Source organism: Novosphingobium organovorum, assembly GCF_022832435.1.
Classification (GTDB): Bacteria; Pseudomonadota; Alphaproteobacteria; order Sphingomonadales; family Sphingomonadaceae; genus Novosphingobium; species Novosphingobium organovorum.
In genome coordinates, this window is record NZ_JALHLF010000089.1 from 1 (window position 1) to 16,496 (window position 16,496).

11 protein-coding genes are annotated in these 16,496 nt (G+C 67.8%); 7 read left to right on the forward strand and 4 right to left on the reverse strand.

All coding sequences use genetic code 11. From position 1 onward, the window contains the following. Positions 1 to 132 precede the first annotated feature (132 nt). Entirely contained in the window at positions 133 to 1,239 is a 1,107-nt protein-coding gene (locus MTR62_RS16530) for a LacI family DNA-binding transcriptional regulator (protein WP_244022963.1), read from the reverse strand. 131 nt (positions 1,240 to 1,370) lie between these two features. Here MTR62_RS16530 and MTR62_RS16535 point away from each other — a divergent pair, with 131 nt between their 5' ends. The 5 genes from MTR62_RS16535 (at position 1,371) to MTR62_RS16555 (ending at position 9,490) form a co-directional block, all read left to right on the forward strand. Beyond that, the gene (locus MTR62_RS16535; RefSeq protein WP_244022965.1) at positions 1,371 to 2,897 is read left to right on the forward strand and encodes a UxaA family hydrolase; all 1,527 of its coding nucleotides are present in this window, start codon (positions 1,371 to 1,373) and stop codon (positions 2,895 to 2,897) included. Between the two features lie 87 nt (positions 2,898 to 2,984). Next, positions 2,985 to 3,830 (forward strand): 2-keto-4-pentenoate hydratase, encoded by an 846-nt coding sequence (locus MTR62_RS16540; protein ID WP_244022967.1) that lies wholly within the window; start codon positions 2,985 to 2,987, stop codon positions 3,828 to 3,830. A 52-nt stretch (positions 3,831 to 3,882) separates the two neighbouring features. Beyond that, the gene (locus MTR62_RS16545; protein ID WP_244022982.1) at positions 3,883 to 5,190 is read left to right on the forward strand and encodes an MFS transporter; all 1,308 of its coding nucleotides are present in this window, start codon (positions 3,883 to 3,885) and stop codon (positions 5,188 to 5,190) included. Positions 5,191 to 5,429: 239 nt separating this feature from the next. Further along, entirely contained in the window at positions 5,430 to 7,724 is a 2,295-nt protein-coding gene (locus tag MTR62_RS16550; protein ID WP_244022969.1) for a TonB-dependent receptor, read from the forward strand. Then, the gene (locus tag MTR62_RS16555; RefSeq protein WP_244022971.1) at positions 7,724 to 9,490 is read left to right on the forward strand and encodes a glycoside hydrolase family 3 protein; all 1,767 of its coding nucleotides are present in this window, start codon (positions 7,724 to 7,726) and stop codon (positions 9,488 to 9,490) included. Before MTR62_RS16550 ends, MTR62_RS16555 begins: the two co-directional genes overlap by 1 nt. 120 nt (positions 9,491 to 9,610) lie before the next feature. Here the strand turns inward: MTR62_RS16555 and MTR62_RS16560 are convergent, their stop codons facing one another. Beyond that, positions 9,611 to 10,660: a LacI family DNA-binding transcriptional regulator gene (locus tag MTR62_RS16560; RefSeq protein ID WP_244022974.1), complete on the reverse strand. Its 1,050-nt coding sequence runs from the start codon at positions 10,658 to 10,660 to the stop codon at positions 9,611 to 9,613. A 202-nt stretch (positions 10,661 to 10,862) separates the two neighbouring features. Here MTR62_RS16560 and MTR62_RS16565 point away from each other — a divergent pair, with 202 nt between their 5' ends. Further along, positions 10,863 to 12,248: an MFS transporter gene (locus MTR62_RS16565; RefSeq protein ID WP_244022976.1), complete on the forward strand. Its 1,386-nt coding sequence runs from the start codon at positions 10,863 to 10,865 to the stop codon at positions 12,246 to 12,248. 44 nt (positions 12,249 to 12,292) lie between these two features. Further along, positions 12,293 to 13,768 (forward strand): sulfatase family protein, encoded by a 1,476-nt coding sequence (locus tag MTR62_RS16570; protein ID WP_244022978.1) that lies wholly within the window; start codon positions 12,293 to 12,295, stop codon positions 13,766 to 13,768. Positions 13,769 to 13,831: 63 nt separating this feature from the next. On the opposite strand, the gene MTR62_RS16575 is transcribed toward MTR62_RS16570, so the two are convergent. Next, entirely contained in the window at positions 13,832 to 14,770 is a 939-nt protein-coding gene (locus tag MTR62_RS16575) for a formylglycine-generating enzyme family protein (RefSeq protein WP_244022984.1), read from the reverse strand. Between the two features lie 184 nt (positions 14,771 to 14,954). Next, a partial coding sequence (locus MTR62_RS16580) for a sulfatase-like hydrolase/transferase (RefSeq protein WP_244022980.1) occupies positions 14,955 to 16,496 on the reverse strand: 1,542 nt, incomplete at its 5' end.

The window sequence follows — 16,496 nt, forward strand, 5'->3', positions numbered from 1 at the left end:
GAACATCCCCGTCACCAGATACCGATCGCGCAGCGCCTCGTTCGACACACCCTCCATCATCTCCGGATGCGTCGCGTGGTAGGTCTTGCAGAACACGTTATCACTCTCCCGTTCGTGCTTCGGGAGCGAGTTCTAACGGCTTTTGGTAACCGGTGTCAACGGCTGCGTTTCAGCCGGTCCGTGTCCGTCCTGCGTGGCCGGGGCCGGTGCGTCGGTGCCGTGGGCGCCAGCGCAGGTCGCGGCCGAGGCGCGGCGGATCAGGTCGGACAGGAAGATCGAGGGCTGCGAGGCCGCATCGGCGGGGTCGATCAGCTTGCTCGCCGCGGCGCGGGCCATGGCCTTGATCGGCCACTGCACGGTCGTCAGCGGCGGCCAGATGTGCGCGGCGGTGGCGGTGTTGTCGAAGCCGATGATCGAGAGGTCCTGCGGCACGCGGATGCCCTGGCCGAGCGCGCGGTGGAGGAAACCGGCGGCCATTTCGTCGTTGCTGCTGAAGATCGCGGTGGGGCGCGGCGTGGCGGCGAGCAGCTTGTCGCCCGCGGCCTGACCCGATTCGAAGCGGTAGGTGCCGCGCGCCATGATCGCGGGATCGAGGGGAAGCCCCGCGCGCGCCATGCCGTCGGCAAAGCCCAGTTCACGCTCGCGCGCCGAGCGGAACCCTTCCGGGCCGGCGATGAAGCCGATCCGCTTGTGGCCCAGTTCGGACAGCCAGTAGACCGCGTCGGCGACCGCCTGGCGGTCGTTCGAGGCGACGAGATGTTCGCTCTTGTCGAGCGCGGCCGAGCCCATGCGCACCACCGTGCAGCCGAGCGCGCGGCACATGTCGGCGAGTTCGTCGTTCTCCGAGATCGGGGGCAGCAGCATCACCCCGAACAGCCGCTGCTGTTCGATGAAATGGCGGATATCGTCGAGCAGGGCGGGCGAGTGGCGGTCGACCGGGCGCACCACGAGCGCGAACTCGGTGTCGCGGATCGTCTCGAGGATGCCTTCCTGCACCCCCAGCACCATCTGCGCGTTCGGGTTGTCGTGGATCAGCCCGATGAGGAAGTTGCGCCGCAGCGCCAGTGCGCGCGCCTGCGGGTTGGGGACGTAACCGAGCTCGGCGATCACCGCCTCGACCTTCTTGCGGGTGGCTTCGTTGAGCAGGGGGGACTTGTTGATCACCCGGCTGACGGTCTTTTTCGAGACGCCCGAGAGACGGGCGACGTCGTTGATCGTCGGTTTCGGTTCCTTAGGCATGCACCCCGTGCTCGTTTTGTTGTGTTGTTGTTGGAACCGACCCTTGCCTTAGCGCGCGGGTAAAGGCAATATGACACCGGTTACCGATTGTCTCCGTTGGTAACGGCTTTTCATGACTCAGACCGGATACCATGCCCGCGACAACGCCTGCCACGATCCCCGCTTCCCTGCAAATCCATGCCAGCGATACCGTGGGGGTGGCGCTGAGGGCGCTCGACGCCGGGGCGCAGGTCCTGGGGGTATGCCTGCTTCAGGCCGTGCCGCAAGGGCACAAGTTCGCGCTTCGCGACCTGGCGGCGGGCGAGGTGGTGGTCAAGTATGGCCAGCCGATCGGGCGCACGCGGGTGGCGGTGCGGGCGGGTGAACACGTCCACTCTCACAACCTGGCGACCGCGCTTGCGGGCGAGCTGGCCTACCGTTCCGGCGCCCGCGCCGGGCAGGCGCCGGAGGAGGTCGCAGGGATTGCTGCAGGCGCCGCATGGACCTGGCGCGGATACCGCCGGGCCGATGGGCGCGCGGCGACGCGCAACGAGATCTGGATCCTGCCGACGGTGGGCTGCGTCGCGCTGAGCGCGCAGCAGGTCGCGCGGCAGGCGAGCGAGCGGCACGGCGCGGCCATTGCAGCTGGCCGGATCGATGGGATCTTCGCGTTCGAGCATCCGCATGGCTGTTCGCAACTGGGGGATGATCTGGCTGGAACGCGGGCGCTGCTGGCTGGTCTCGCAGCCAATCCCAATGCGGCCGGGGTGCTGCTGCTGGGACTGGGCTGCGAATCGAACCAGCTCGATGCGCTGGTGGCCCAAGTGCCGGATGCGGCGCGCAGCAAACTGCGCGTGCTTTCGAGCCAGGCGGTGGGCGATGAACTGGCCGCCGCAGGACGGCTGATCGACGAACTGGTGGCCGAGGCCCAACGGGCCGAGCGCGAGGAACTGGGGCTCGACGCGCTGTGCATCGGGCTCAAGTGCGGTGGCTCGGACGGGTTCTCGGGGCTGACCGCCAACCCGCTTCTGGGGCGGTTGTGCGACCGGGTGACGGCGGCGGGCGGGCGCGCGATCCTGACCGAAATTCCCGAGATTTTCGGCGCCGAGGAGCCGCTGCTCGAGCGAAGCGTCTCGCCCGAGGTGTTCGAGCGGGCGGCGGCGCTGGTCAACGGGTTCAAGCGCTATTACCTCGATCAGGGGCTGCCGGTTTCGGAAAATCCCTCACCGGGTAATCTGGCGGGCGGGATCACCACGCTTGAGGAAAAGTCGCTCGGTGCGGTGCAGAAGGCGGGGACCGCGCCCCTGTGCGACGTGCTGGCTTATGGCGAACAGGCGCGGGTCGACGGGTTGAGCCTGCTCGAGGCGCCGGGCAACGATGCCGTTTCGTCGAGCGCGCTGGCCGCTTCGGGCGCGACCCTCGTGCTGTTCACTACCGGTCGGGGCACGCCGCTCGGATTTGCGGTGCCCTGTCTCAAGGTGGCCTCGAACGCGGCGCTGGCGCAGGCCAAGCCGCACTGGATCGATTTCGACGCTTCGCTCGCGCTGCGCGAGGGGGCCGCGCGGGCCGATGCGCAGTTCCTGGCGCGACTCCTGGCCTTTGCCAGCGGTGAGCGGACCTGTGCCGAGCGCGGTGGCCAGCGGGCGGTTGCCATCTGGAAGCGTGGCGTAACCTTATGACAAACCGGTGCTTTCTTAATTGCGTTTGCTTATGACACCGGTTTCCTATAGCGATTCGTGATGGAGAAATTCTTGGGTAGGGGGAACATGGCACCACAGGATGCACCAGAGGGCGGACCGCTGGCTGGCGGCGCCGATGCGGCGCGTGGCGAGGCGGTGGCGCAGGCTTTCGTGGCGGCGCGGCGCGCGGCGCAGGGGCTCGCGGCCTATCCCGGAACGCCCCCTGCCGACATGGGCGCGGCCTATGCGATCCAGGATCGGGCGATCGTGATCGACGGACGCGCGGTGGCGGGCTGGAAAGTGGGCAAGATCAATCCGCCCGACGATGCGCGGCTGGGCACCAACCGCCTGGCCGGACCGATCTTTGCCGATACGGTCCACACGCTCGCGCCGGGCGAGGAACGGGCCATGCCGGTCTTCGCCGATGGCTTCGGCGCGGCCGAGGCCGAATTCCTGCTCCACGTCGCGCCGGGTTGGGATGGCCGGGTCCCGGCCACCAACGCCGAGGTGCCCGCGCTGGTCGATGCGGTGCACATCGGCATCGAGATCGCCAGTTCGCCCTACCCCGCGATCAACGCCGACGGACCGCCGGTGACCGCGTCGGATTTCGGGAACAACCACGGGCTGCTGATCGGCCCGGCGCTTGGGCACGGGGCGCATAGCGACTTCGACGCGATCGAGGTGCGCCTTTCGATCGGCGGTGAGACGGTGGGCTGTGCGACGAGCGCGACCATGCTCGACGGGCCGCTTGGCGCGGTGCGTTTCCTGCTGGAGAACCTTGCCGCGCGCGGGATCGACTGCGCGCAGGGCACCTGGGTTTCCACCGGCGCGGTAACCGGTGTGCATCCGGTTTCGCCCGGCGACAGGGTCGAGGCCGAATTTGCCGGGCATGGCACGCTGCGCTGCCGGATCGAGGCGGCGAAGGGATACTGAACGCGACATCGTGACGGCAGGCCAAAGGGCCGCCGTGAAGGGAGCAGGAATGATGGATGCAGGTACCGGGAAAGCAGGCTTGGCCGGGGCGACGGCGTCCGCCGGGAAAGGCGTGGGACGCACGCGCTGGGTAATCGTCTCGCTGCTGTTCGCCGCCACCGCGGTAAACTACGTCGACCGGCAGATGATCGGGGTGCTCAAGCCCACGCTCGAGGCCGAATTCCGCTGGAGCGAAAGCGATTTTGCTAGGATCATCTTCTGGTTCCAGCTGGCCTATGCGATCGGCTATCTGTCGTTCGGCAAGGTGGTGGACGCGCTGGGGGCGCGGCTGGGTTACACGATTGCGATCGTGATCTGGACGATCAGCCACGTTGCGCATGGTTTTGCGGGCGGGGTGGCCTCGTTCGCGGCGGCGCGCTTTGGCCTGGGTATCGGCGAATCGGGTAATTTTCCCGCCGGCATCCGCGCGGTGACCGACTGGTTTCCCCAGAAGGAACGTGCCTTTGCGATCGGGCTGTTCAACGCGGGCGCCAACGTCGGGGCGATTGTCACCCCGTTGATCGTGCCGCTGCTGGTGCTCTGGTTCGACTGGCGCATGGCCTTCTTCGTGACCGGGCTGTTCGGGCTGGCCTGGCTCGCGGCGTGGTGGGCGTTCTATCGCCATCCGGGCGAACACACCCGCGTCAGCGCGCAGGAGCTGGCCTGGATCCAGCAGGACCCGGCCGATCCGGTCGAACCGATCGGCTGGACGCACCTGCTCACCGTGCGCGAGACCTGGGCCTATGCGCTGGGCAAGTTCCTGATCGACCCGATCTGGTGGTTCTTTCTGTTCTGGCTGCCGGGCTATCTGTTCGAACGCTACCAGCTCGACCTCAAGACGTTCGGCCTGCCGCTCGCCGCGATCTACCTGATTTCGGATGTCGGCTCGATTGCGGGGGGCTGGCTGTCTTCGCGGCTGATCAAGGCCGGGCGCACGCCCAACTTCGCGCGCAAGATCACGATGCTGATCTGCGCCTTGTGCGTACTGCCGATCTGGTTCGCGCAGTCGATCGACAGCGTGTGGACGGCGGTCTTGGTGATCGGGCTGGCCACGGCCGCGCACCAGGCCTTCTCGGCCAATCTCTACACCCTGCCCTCGGACATGTTCCCGCGCGGCGCGGTCGGTTCGGTGGTCGGCATCGGCGGCACGGTGGGCGCGCTTGGCGGCATGGGCATGGCGCTGTTCGCGGGCTACATCCTCGATGCGACGCACAGCTACGAGGTGCTCTTCGCGATTTGCGCGAGCGCGTACTTGCTGGCGCTGCTGGTGGTCCACCTGCTCAGCCCGCGGCTCGCTTCGGTGCGTATCGCGCACGGGTGAACGCGCGCGTCCGGTCCTGCCGGGCGGGAAAAAGGGGCGATCCGTTCGGGGCAACCGGGCGGGGCGCCCCTTTTGCATGGGCGAGGGGGGCATTTTTGACACTTGACATGTAGCGCTACATTAAATTAGGCGAAAAGGAGCGAGGGGCGCCGAGGGACTCGGATTGCACCGAATTAAATATAGCGCTACATCGAAACGGATCAGCCTCGAAAGAAGGCTCCATTCGCAGGGAGAGTGACATGAACTACACCGGATCAAGCCGCCAGCGCGCGACCATTTCGCTCGGTGCGATGACCATCGCGCTGGCCATCGCCAGCCCCGCCTTCGCGCAGGATTCGGCCGCGACGCCGGACGCCGCGAAGCCGACGGCGGACGCCAACGAGATCATCGTCACCGCCGGGTTGCGCGAACAGAGCCTGCAGGACGTGCCGATCGCGGTTTCGGTGGTGTCGGGCGGGCAGCTCGACGCGGTGGGCGCGGGCGGGGTCGAATCGATCACCAGCGTCGCTCCCTCGCTCACCTTCACCAAGGGTAGCAACGCCTCGAACAGCTCGCTTTCGGTGCGCGGCATCGGCACCACGGTGTTTTCCGCGGCAACCGAACCGGCGGTCTCGGTGGTCATCGACGATGTTGCTCTGGCGCGTTCGGGGCAGGGGTTCCAGGATCTCGTCGATGTCCAGCGGGTCGAAGTGCTGCGCGGGCCGCAGTCAACGCTGTTCGGCAAGAACGCGTCGGCCGGCCTGATTTCGGTGACGACCGAGGACCCGAGCGACACGCTTTCGGGCAAGGTCGACGGCAGCTATGCGCAAGGCGGCGAATGGCAGGTGCGCGGCTCGATCTCTGGGCCGATCGGCGATCACGCCGGCTATCGCATCAGCGGCTTCTACAAGGATTACGACGGCTTCGTCGAAAACGTTTCGGGCATCAGCGACAAGTGGCTGAGCGGCTACCGCAACTGGGGCGGGCGGGCCAAGTTCAAGTTCGAGCCGACCTCGGACCTTACCGTGACGCTGATCGGCGATTACAGCAACGGGCGCGACGACACCGTCTCGACGCTGCGCTCGGTCTCCACGCAGGCTTACGCCAACGCGGTCCTGCCGCTGGTCCCCTCGGCCACGCTGCGCAAGGTCAACCTCAACGCCGACAACACCAACACCAGCAAGCAGTGGGGCGTGTCGGGCAAGGTCGAATACCAGGTGAACGACGACTTCCAGTTGGTTTCGATCACCGCGTTTCGCAAGTGGAATTTCCTGGGCCAGGGCGACACCGACTATACCCCGCTGACCACGCCGGTGACCGGCGTGACGCTGTGGGATGTCAACACCGGCGACACCGAGCTAAAGCAGTATTCGCAGGAACTGCGCCTCGTCTCGGGTGACCTGGGCGGGTTCGACGTGCTGCTGGGAGCCTTTGCCTTCAAGCTCGATGCCGACACCGGCTTCATGCGCCGCACCGTGGCGACGAGCGCGGCGCGCAGCGGCCAGTTCACCGGTTCGACCTCGAACTCGAACATTGCCGCATTTGCCAGCACCAACATCGACCTGACCGATGCGATGCAGCTGTTCGGCGGCGTGCGCGTGCTGCACGAGAAGCTGGACTGGCAGGTCTACCGCGACCCCACGAACGTGCTGGTCGACGGCGATCTGGCGCTGACCGGCGCGGCGGGCACCGCGGCCGATTTCACCGGATCGACCAGCGATACCGCGGTTGTCGGCAAGATCGGCGTGCGTCATGACATCGCCGGGCTCGGCAACGTCTATGCCAGCTACGCGCGCGGCTACAAGGGCAAGGGCTTCAACCTCATCTTCGCCGCGCAGGACACCTACAAGCCGGTCGATCCCGAAACCTCGAACGCGTTCGAACTGGGCATGAAGATCGAAAGCGCGAACCGTGCCGTCTCGGTCAACGGCGCGCTGTTCTACACCAAGTACGACAACTTCCAGGCGCAGTCGCAGCTGCCCGGCGACGTCTCGTTCTACCTGCTCAACGTGGGATCGATCTCGACCAAGGGCCTCGAGCTGGAATTCAACCTGCGCCCGACCAGGCTGACCACGATCTCGCTGGGCGGCACCTTCATGGACGCCAAGATCGACAGCTACCCCGAAGGCCCGTGCTACGTCGGCCAGACGGCGGCCGAGGGCTGCGTCAGCAGCGCGCAGGATCTTTCGGGCGGCCGCCTGCCCAACGCGCCCGACTTCCGCATGACCGCCTACGTCAAGCAGTACGTGCCGCTGGGCGAAAGCCTGCCCTTCGACACGTACGTCCAGTCGAACCTGAGCTACCAGACCAAGGTCCAGTACCAGCTCGACCAGAACCCCGACACGGTCCAGAACGGCTATGCGGTGGTCAACGCCGAGATCGGGCTGGAGGACAAGAAGGGCGGTTATTCCTTCGCCTTCTTCGTGCGCAACCTGTTCGACCAGAACTTCACCGGCAACATCTTCGCCTCCAGCTTCAACGGCGGGCGTGTCTACCAGCAGGTGCTGCGCGACGCCGAGCGCTACTGGGGCGTGCGCGGTTCGTTCAGCTTCTGATGAAAGGCGATCCCGTCTCTTCCCTGTTTTCTTCTTCCGCTGCGACAGCCGGGAGCCATGGTGACGGGGCCCATGGTGCCGGGGCCCATAGTGCCGAGGGACGCGATCCCCTCGCGCTGGCCCCGGCCGATCGCGCCTGGGTCGATGCCCGGCTCGCGTCGCTTTCGACCGAGGAGAAGGTCGGCCAACTGTTCGTCCTGAGTTCGATCGGGGATGATATCGAGGAGATCGCCCGGCACTGCGCGCTGGGCGTGGGCGGGGTGCATCGCTTCCCCGGCCACGACCTCGAAAAGGCCTGGGCGGCGACCCACGCGGTGTTCGAGCGCTCGGCGGTGCCCCCGCTGGTGAGCGGGGACATCGAAGGCGGCTCGCTCAGCCATTTCTATGCCAGCCCGGTGCCCAACCAGCTGGGGCTGGCCGCGGCGAACGACCTGGCGCTGTCGCGCGCGATGGCGCGGGTAATCGCCAGCGAGAGCCGCGCGATGGGGTTCAACTGGACCTTCTCGCCGGTGGTCGACATCAACGCCAATTTCCGCAACCCGGTGGTCGGCACGCGCTCCTACGGCTCGCAGGTCGATACCATCATCGCGCAGGCACGCGTGCTGATCGAGGAACTCCAGGCGCAGGGCATCGCGGCGAGCGCCAAGCACTGGCCGGGCGATGGCTACGACGATCGCGACCAGCATCTGGTGACCACCGTCAACCCGCTGTCGATGGCGGCGTGGGAGGCCGGGTTCGGCCGGATCTACCGCGCGATGATCGAGAGCGGAGTGATGGCGGTGATGAGCGCGCACATCGCGCTGCCCGACTATATCCGCGCGCGCGATCCTGACGCCGGGCGCGAGGCCTTTCGTCCCGCTTCGCTCTCGCGCGCGCTGAACCTCGACCTGCTGCGCGGCGAGCTGGGTTTTCGCGGGCTGATCGTGTCCGATGCGACCGCGATGGGCGGGCTCAATTCCTGGTGCGATCGTGCCGAGGCCGTGCCCGCGGTGATCGAGAACGGGTGCGATGTGTTCCTGTTCAGCCGCGATGGCGCGGGCGACAAGCGGCTCATGCTCGATGGCCTGCGCAAGGGCTGGCTGAGCGAGGCGCGGCTCGAGGCGGCAGTCGAGAAGGTGCTCTGCCTCAAGGCCCGGCTCGGCCTGCACCGCCGCACCCCCGAGGACCTGCTTCCCCCGATCGCGACCGCGCGCGAAGCGCTGCGCCGGCCGGAAAACCTGGCTCTGGCCGAGGCCGCCAACCAGCGCGCGATCACGCTGGTCAAGGATACGCAGGCGCTCCTGCCGCTTGACCCGCTGCGCCAGCGCCGCGTGGTGGTGATGGTCGAGGAGGGGTGGAATTTCGTGTCGGGCGCGCTCCCGCGCGAGTGCGAGACGTTTCTGGACGAACTGCGCGCGCGCGGTTTCGAAGTGCGTCTCTACGATGCCGAAACCCCGCCGAGCCGTGCTGATGCGGACCTCCTGATCTACCTCATCGGGCAGGAGGCGACTCCGGCCATCGCGCAAATCCATATCGACTGGATCAAGCTGCACGGCGGATCGCGCAAGGCGATGCTGCGTTTCAACACCGCGCTGCCCACACTCATGGTCTCGCTCGGCCAGCCCTATTACCTGTTCGACGCGCCCGAAATCGCGACCTACGTCAATGGCTATAGCGGCATCGCCAGCGTCCAGCGCGGCGTGGTCGCACGCCTGGTTGGCGAGGCGCCGTTCACCGGGGTCTCCCCCGTCGATCCCTTCTGCGGCCTCGAGCAGGCCCGATACTGAACCACCCTGACCCGTGAAGGACACCTCCTCCGTCCTTTGCGGGGCTTCTCGAGCGGGGGCGAGGCGTCACGCCTCGCCCCCTTTTTTTGCTCTCTTTTTTGTTCGGGAACGGGCGTGTCGTCAGGCCGCTGGGCGATCGCAGACCGAACTGCGTTCGATCAGCGTGAAATCGACGAAGCGCGGCACGGTGCGATCGGCGCCGGGGTTGCGCAGCATCGCGATCAGCATGTCGGTGGCCTGTTCGGCGATTTCGGCCAGCGGTTGGCGCACGGTGGTCAGGGTCGGCCAGATCTTGATCGCGATCGGGCTGTCGTCGAAGCCGGTGATCGAGATGTCTTCGGGCACGCGCATCCCGCGGCGCAGCGCGACGTTGACGAAGGCGGCGGCCATGTCGTCGTTGCCGGCCATGATCGCGCTGACCGGGACGCCGGGAACGAGCTTGGCTTCGGCCAGCACCAGGCCTTCGGAAAACAGCGGGCGGGCGTGCCAGACCAGCGCCGGGTCCTCGGTCAGCCCGTGCGTGCGCAGCGCGCGGCGGTAACCTTCGAGGCGGGCGATGCCCACATGCGTGTCGGGCAGGAGGACGAAGGCGATCGCGCGGTGGCCGTGCGCGATCAGCCGCGAGGTGAGCGCGAAGGAGGCGGCCTCGTCGTCGATCCGCACGCAGGCCATGTCGGGCAGCGCCTTGCCCGGCGCCAGCGCGACGATCGGGATGGCGAGCCGCGCGCTCAGCCCGCTGCCGCTGAAGCGTTCGCACAGCGGCGGTGGCAGCAGCAGCCCGTCGAGATCGGTGGCGGCAAAGCGCAGGATATCGTCGAAGGCGGTGGCGGGATCGTACGTCTGGATGATGAGCTGGACACCCAGGCGCGAGGTGGCCTTGAGCGCGCCGACGAGCATGGCGCTCAGCAGCGCGCTTTCCTCGTCGCGGTGGACCAGCCCGATACGCAGCGTGCTGGCGCTGGCCAGCGCGCGGGCAGCGGCGTTGGGGCGGTAGTCCAGCGCGGCAATGGCCTTTAGCACCGCTTCGCGCGTGGCGGGCTGGACGCTGACCTTGTTGTTGATGACGTTTGACACGGTCATCGGCGATACGCCCGCCAGGCGGGCCACGGCGGCCATGGTGGCGCCCTTGGTCGCCCGTTTTCGCGTTCGCCCGGTCGGGGCTGTGGTCATTTCACTCGTCATGTGGAACGACCATATGTTGCCGTCTCGACGATTGACAAGCCCCCCCGCGCCCGATAGCGATGTAGCGCTACAAAATGATTCCGGATAGCGGCGTTATCGGCTATCGGATCGCAGCGCACAGGCGCCCTCCGGCGGGGCCGCGAACGACACGGGACCACTCGCGAAGGGGCCCGGCGAGGGAGAGATCTTGATGGACACCGCGATGCCCGCAAACCCCACTGGTGCACGCCCGGCGCAACCGGCTACGCGAGAGAGCGAGCAGGCCTGGCCACCGCCCCGGCAGGCCTGGACCGCGGCGCTCCTGCTCATGCTGGCGTACACGCTGGCTTTCGTCGATCGCCAGGCGCTGGCGCTGCTGGTCCAGCCGATCAAGGAGGACCTGGGCGCTTCGGACACCGCGATGAGCCTGCTCTATGGTCTGAGCTTCACGATCTTCTACGTGCTGGTCGGCGTGCCGGTGGCCTGGCTCGCGGACCGTTCCAACCGGCGCAACATCATCGCCGTCTCGATCTTCGTGTGGAGCCTCGCCACGGCGACCTGCGGGCTGGTGCGCAGCTATTCGGGCCTGTTCGCCGCGCGCATCGCGGTGGGCACGGGCGAAGGGGGGCTGAGCCCCGCGGCCTATTCGATGCTGGCCGACTGTTTCCCCAAGGGGCGTCTCGCGCTGGCCATGGGGATCTACAATATGGGGGTCTATTTCGGTGGTGCGGGCGCGCTGATCCTGGGCGGACTGATCGCCGCGCACGTTCCTCCGGGGAGCGAGATCGTCGTGCCGGTGCTGGGTACGATGAAGGGCTGGCACATCATCTTCCTGCTGCTCGGCCTGCCCGGCGCGCTGCTTTCGCTGGCGATGCTGGCGGTGCGCGAGCCGCGCCGGCGCGGCGCTGTATCGGGTGCGGGTGCGGCGCAGCACGCCAGCCTGGGCGCGATCGCGCGGCATCTTGGCGGCCACGCGCGCGCCTATTTCGGCATCATCGTGGGCTTTTCGCTGATGATCTTCGTGGGCAACGGCACGGGCGCTTGGATTCCGGCCTTTCTCGAGCGCAGCTACGGTATGTCGATCTCGCAGATCGGCGCCTCCTACGGCTGGATGGTGTTCTTCTGCGGCACCAGCGGCGCGCTGAGTGGTGGGTTCGTCGCCAGCTGGCTGCAGCGGCGCGGGCTGGAGAACGGCAACCTGATGGCCGCGGTAATCGGCTTTTCGGTGCTGATCCCGCTTACCGTCGGTTTCCCGCTGATGCCCAGCGCCACGCTGGCGCTGGCCGGGATCGGGGCGATGAACTTCTTTGCCGGGTTCAACTTTGGCGGCGGTCTGGCCGCTTTGCAGGACCTCACCCCCAACGCCATGCGCGCGCAGGTCTCGGTGCTCTACATGCTCTCGATCAACCTGATCGGTTCGACGCTGGGGCCGACGGCCGTGGCGATGGTGACCGACTATGTGCTGGGCGATCCCTCGCGCGTCGGCGAATCGATCGCGCTGGTCTGCGCCGTCGCCTCGCCGCTGGCGCTGGTCCTGCTGCTGGTGGGCATGGCCGGGCTGCGCGCTGCGCGGCTGCGCGAGGCGAGTCTCGCCTGACCGTCGTGCGATTCTAAAAATCTGTATGTGAGAGAGATGCCATTATGCGCACCTTGAAGATCGGTCTTGCCGCCCTGTTGGCGGGCACCACGCTCAGCCCGTCGCTTGCGGCGGCGCCCGCCCCAGCCTCAACTCCGGCCTCAACCGCGACCCTGGCCCGGCAAGCGCGGCCCAACGTGGTCGTCATCCTCGTCGATGATCTGGCCTGGACCGACGTGTCGGCCAACCGCGCAGGCACGATCGCCACGCCCAACATCGATTCGATCGGACAGGCCGGCGCGACGTTTTCGGCGGGCTACGTCACCGCCTCGATCTGCTCGGTCAGCCGCGCGGGCCTGCTCAGCGGGCGCATTCCGGCGCGCTTCGGGTTCATGTACAACATCACCGATCGCGGCGACGTGAACCACGGGGCGGGGCTGCCGGTCACGGTGCCCAACCTCGCCGAACGGCTGAGGCCGCTGGGCTATGCCACCGCCGCCTTCGGCAAGTGGCACCAGGGCAGCACGCGCCCGTTCTACCCTACCAACCGCGGCTTCGACGAGTATTTCGGCTTCCTGGCGGGCGAGAGCATCTACGCTACACCTGACAGTCCCGGCCTCGTCACCACGCCGACCGCCTTCGACAAGTACAAGCCCGAGACGCGCGAGGGCGCGCAAGGGCTGTTCGAAGGGCCCGACATGACCCCGGTCGACCAGCCGCATGCCTACCTGACCGAGACGATCACCGAGCATGCGGTGGACTTTCTCGACCGCAAGGCGGGCGGCAAGGACCCCTTCTTCCTCTACGTCGCCTACAACGCGCCACACTGGCCGCTGCAGGTGCCGCGTGTCTATTTCGACCGGCATTCCGAGATCAAGGACCCCGCGCGGCGCACCTACGTGGCGATGATCGAGGCGCTCGACGACGGCGTGGGGCAGATCCTCAAGACGCTCGAGGCCAAGGGCGTGGGCAAGGACACGCTGATCGTCTTCCTCAGCGACAACGGCTGCCCGGTGCAGTTCGGCTACTGCACGCAGACCCATCCCTGGGGCGGGGGCAAGTTCACCTATCTCGAAGGCGGGATGCGGGTGCCGTTCATGGTCGTCTGGCCCGGCCACATCACGCCGGGGCAGCGGGTCGCGACGCCGGTGAGTTCGCTGGACATTGTGCCTACCGTGCTCGACGCGGCGGCGCCGGGCACCCCGCTGCCGGACGAGCTCGACGGGGTCGATCTGATGCGCACGCTGGCCGGAACCGCGCCCAAAGTGCGTCGCTTCTTCTGGGACCAGCGCCCGGTCCAGGCGCTGCGCGAGGGGCGCTACAAGCTGTGGCGTTCGCGCGACTGGAAGGAAAGCAAGCTCTACGATATCGAGGCCGACCCGTGGGAGCGCACCGACCTTGCGGCCCGGTTGCCCAAGGAAGCCGCGCGCCTCGAAGCCGAGATGGACGCCTTCGACGCGACGCTGCCCGAACCGATGTGGCCGCTCCACTCGACCCGCGCGATCGAGGTGATCGGGCGCAAGACCGAATTCGTCTACTGATCGCGCGCCGCGATGCGGTGCGCGCGGTCTGGCGTGGCGCGAGCGGCTGACCCCGCGCCCGTTCTACCCGGCGCGCACCCGCTTGACGCAGCGAAACCCGATATGCGTGGTCGAGGTGTCGATCATCTCGGGATGGCGCGCGGCGGGGCGGTAGCGCTGGCAGTAGTTCTGCGCGCACAGGTGCGATCCGCCCTTGAGCACCTTGCGCCCGATGCGCACCTGCGGCTGGGTCGGGTCGAAGCTGTCCTTCAGCTTGCCCCCGCGCGGGTTGCTGATCGCGCAGCACGCGCTCTTGCCCTTCTTGGCCGGGTTGGCCCTGGGGTTTTCCTCCCACCAGTCGCTGGTCCATTCCCAGGTGTTGGCGATCATGTCGTAGAGCCCGTAGCCGTTGGGCGCGTAGCTGCGCACCGGCGAGGTGCGCTCCCACCCGTCGGCGAGTGTGTTGGCGAAGGGGAACAGGCCCTGCCAGTAATTGGCCATCATGCGCCCTTCGGGGGCAAGTTCGTCGCCCCAGGCGTAGTCGCACCCGTCGAGCCCGCCGCGCGCGGCGTATTCGAATTCAGCCTCGGTCGGCAGCGCCTTGCCCGCCCAGTGGGCGTAGGCCTCGGCGTCGGAGTAGGCGACCTGGACCACCGGGTGGTCCCAGAGTTCGAGTGTGTCGAGATCGCTTTGCGGGCCGAGCGGATGGCGCCAGTCGGCCCCGAATTCGAAGTGCCACCAGTTGCCCGGCTGGCCAAGATCCACCGGCCTGGTGGTCTTGCGGAAGACCAGCGAGCCGGGCTTGTCCATGCCCGGCAGCATGTCGGGGTAGTCCTTGGGATCGGGCGCGATCTCGGCCACGGTGACGTGGCCGGTGGCTTCCACGAAGCGGGCGAATTCGCGGTTGGTGACGGGGGTCTCGTCGATCCAGAACCCGTCGACGCGCACGCGGCGCAGCGGCGCTTCCTCGGGATAGAAACGCTCCGAACCCATGGTGAAGGCGCCGCCCGCGATCCAGCGCATGCCCGCCGGGCCTTCGGGTGCCGGAGCCGGGGTGGTTTCGGCCAGGGGATCGGCTTGCTTGCTCATCGTGCTCTCCAGATTTGGCGACGGGGGTAGTGCGCGCGGGCAGGGGGTTCAAGCCCCGGCGCGCCGGGGCGGGCGGGCGTAGAGCAGCGGGGATAGACGAGGCCAAAAGGAAGGGCGCTCATCGAAACGAAGCCATCGGGTAGAACGGCGGGGTGTCGCGCGGGTCCTTGTCGACAGGGGGGATGCCGGTGGTGCGGATGAAGCGGTTCATCAGGTCGAGCTGGTGCGCGGCGACTTCACCTGCCGCGCTGGCCTTGGCGATGCGGTTTTGCGTAAGCCCTGGATCGGCGCGCCGGTCGTAGAGCTCGCTGGTTTCCTCGGGCCGGGCGATGAAGGCGGCGTCGCGGGTCTTGACCGAGGCGACCCGCGCGACGGTTGCGGGGTGGAGGTTCTGAAGATCGGTCTTGGGCGCGTAGAGCCCGCCGAGGCGCGGCTCGAAGGCTTGCGGCTCGTAGGTGTTGTAGCCGCCTTCGCTATAGGCCGCGCGCGCCGGGTCGCCCGCGGCACCCTTGAGCTGGGGCACCAGCGAGGCGGCAAAATGGGTGTGCCGGGCGCGGGTCCCGGCCAGTTCGAGCATGGTTGCCATCACGTCGTAGAGCTCGGTCATCTCCTCGACGACATGGCCAGCCTTGCCGCCCGGCGCGCGGATCAGCAGCGGTACGTGGGTCAGGCAATCCTCGAGCCCGCTCGGCCACTTTTCGATCAGCCCGTAGTCGCCCGCATAGTCGCCATGGTCCGAACTGGCGATGAGCGCGGTGTCGGCGGCGTGGCCGGTGCGATCGATCGCGTCCATCAGCTCGCCCAGCAGCCAGTCGGTATAGCTGACCTGTCCGTAATAGGTCGCGCGGACCTGGCGCAGCGTGGCGTCGTCAACCGCGTCCAGTCGGTACGTCTCGCGCATGGCGGCGTGGAACCGCGGCTTGACGGGAAGGCCCGGCGGGATCAGCGCGGGCAGGCGTGCGGGGTCGTAGAGCGTATCGAAACCGGTCGGCGCGCGGTAGGGAGGGTGCGGGGTGCCGGTGGGCAGGAAGATGCAGAAGGGCCGCTCGCGCTCGCGCTGTTCGAGCACGCCGATCGCCAGTTCGAGCAAGGCGTGGTCGGGCGTCGCACGCGGATCGACGGCACCCCTGGTCAGCATGGTGAGCGGGGCGTCGGGAGCGGGGCGCTGCTCGCCCGGCCTGGGGCGGGGCAGGTGCGAGGGGGCGTCGTACCACTGCGTCACGCTGTCGGTGAAGCTCTGCTGCGCCAGGGCGTCGTTCTTGCCGAACCAGTAGACGTCGTAGCCCGCCTCCTTGAGATAGCGGAACAGGTTGGGCTCGTCGGGGCGCAGGAAGTAGTAGAGGCTGCGGTGGCCGTGGACGCTGGTGGGCCAGCCGGTCAGCAGGCTGCAGCGCGAGGCACCGCAGACCGGAAACTGGACGTGGCACTGGGCAAAGCGCGTGCCCTGCGCAGCCAGCCGGTCGTAGTTGGGGGTCTTGCAGACCGGGTTGCCGTAGCAGCCCAGCGCATCGGCGCGCATCTCGTCGGGAAAGAACAGCACGAGGTTGGGGCGCTTGCCGGTGGGCGTGGGCAAGGGCAGCGGGAAGGGGCCGGGGCTGGCGGCGGGGGCCTGCCCGACGGGAGGCGGTGTCCCGGCGAGCGCCGGACCGGCCGCCAGCGC